General features: G+C 41.4%; 1 protein-coding gene and 2 tRNA genes. All 3 read left to right on the plus strand.

The features are described 5' to 3' along the window. Nucleotides 1-47: 47 nt before the first annotated feature. A tRNA-Val gene (locus DS885_RS07090) sits at nucleotides 48-123 on the plus strand. 27 nt (nucleotides 124-150) lie between these two features. Next, a tRNA-Val gene (locus tag DS885_RS07095) sits at nucleotides 151-226 on the plus strand. Nucleotides 227-760: 534 nt separating this feature from the next. After that, nucleotides 761-2,185 (plus strand): hypothetical protein (locus tag DS885_RS07100; protein WP_147232337.1); only part of this gene is annotated, 1,425 nt, incomplete at its 3' end.

Below are 2,185 nucleotides of genomic sequence, written 5' to 3' on the forward strand. Positions count from 1 at the left end.
AACCCAGTATCGCCCACCATCTTTAGTTTTTCATCTAAATATATCATGGGCGATTAGCTCAGTTGGGAGAGCATCGCCCTTACAAGGCGAGGGTCACTGGTTCGAACCCAGTATCGCCCACCATGATATATGTCAAATAAGATTAAAGATGGGCGATTAGCTCAGTTGGGAGAGCATCGCCCTTACAAGGCGAGGGTCACTGGTTCGAACCCAGTATCGCCCACCATCTTTAATCCCTATTATTGTTTCTTCTATGAAAATCCACTTATATTATTTTTACCTAATATTTAGTATTTCTAATAAATGCTTTTGAATCTTGATGCTTTTATAAAATAAGTCAATTATAAGTATTTTTAATGCTCAATTTTTGGTTGTTTTTGAGATCTGTTTTAATTCTCATTATTAACCCGATTTTCATTGTGGTTAAAATTTATTGTACTGTAATGTAACCTTTAAGTCTCTATTTATAAGGGGCTTATGCAATTGTCCTCTGATTTTTTATGTGAAATGAATCTCCTTTTATAAGCTTTGTCTCCTACCTATTAATATTAATTAATAATCAAATTTACTATTCGAGACCGATTGTCTATAGTTATTACTTTAGGGGAGATGTTTTTCGAAGATGGAACTTTGAATATCACCCAAACTTAATTATTCAATTAAGTGAATGTTAGATGAATGAGTCACCTAAATCGTCGATTTTTTGTTGGCTCAACCAATGCATCATTTGTAGCAGTTTATAGCCTCGTGGGGAGTAGTAATGGATAAGCAAAACGACCAAGTTAATGGTAATAATGACACTGAAGTTGAATTAACCGATCAGCAGGTGATTCAAACAGAAGAGCAATTAAATTTAACTGGTGAAAACGTCACGCCTGAACCAGAAGTATTACCTGTAGACGAGACTGCGGCAGATGCTGTTGCAGAAACAGATGTTGATTTACCAGATATACAAGATGACCAAACTGAGTTAGCAGATAATATTGACCCTGATGATTTAGAGGCCATTTTAGCTCTTGGTGAAGAAGTATTAGACTTAGACCTGGAAACTGCTGCTGGTGAAGAGTCTGACGGCGGTGGTTTTTCTCTAGTCGATTTTGAGCGTGATGGTGCAGAAACTATTGCGACTACTGATTTTGAGACAAGTACTTTTAATAGTAGTTTTGAAAACGAACAAGAATTTACTGATACCACAGATGATAGTAGTAATTTAGACTCTGATAATACCTCACCTACTAATACAGTTCCTACGCTTACCATTAGCAGTACCAATGCCTTTACCGAAGATAACGGCAGCGCCGTTGAAGGTGCAGTCGTTTCGACGTTTGAAACCTCAGACGAAGATGGCGATGACGTCACTGTTACACTAAGTGACACCGTTAACTACGAGATCGTGGGTGATACCGTTGTCTTAACTGAAGCGGGCGCAGCGTTAGTAAATAGCGGCGAAGAGCTCCCAGCATTCACACTCATTCCAAATGACGGTACCACTGATGGCGAAGCGGTTTCAGTTGAGCCAAGCGTTACTACAACCAATGATGCACCAGAAGTAACCATCACTAGCACTAATGACTTCACCGAAGATGACGGCAGCGCCGTTGAAGGTGCTGTGGTTGCTACCTTCGAGACATCAGATGAAGACGGTGATGAGGTTACTGTTACCCTAAGTGACACCGTTAACTACGAGATCGTGGGTGATACCGTTGTCTTAACTGAAGCAGGTGCTGCATTAGTTAACAGTGGCGAAGAGCTACCAGCGTTTACTTTAATTCCAAATGATGGCACCACTGACGGTGAAGCCGTATCAGTTGAGCCAAGCGTTACTACAACCAATGATGCACCAGAAGTAACCATCACTAGCACTAATGACTTTACCGAAGATGACGGCAGCGCCGTTGAAGGTGCTGTGGTTGCTACCTTCGAGACGTCAGACGAAGATGGCGATGACGTCACTGTTACATTAAGTGACACCGTTAACTATGAGATCGTGGGTGATACCGTTGTATTAACAGAAGCGGGCGCAGCGTTAGTAAATAGCGGCGAAGAGCTACCAACGTTTACTTTAATTCCAAATGATGGCACCACTGACGGTGAAGCCGTATCAGTTGAGCCAAGCGTTACTACAACAAACGATGCACCAGAAGTCACAGTGACCAGCACTAATGACTTTACCGAAGATGACGGC

The sequence above is a fragment of the Psychromonas sp. B3M02 genome (assembly GCF_003318165.1).
Taxonomy (GTDB): Bacteria; Pseudomonadota; Gammaproteobacteria; order Enterobacterales; family Psychromonadaceae; genus Psychromonas.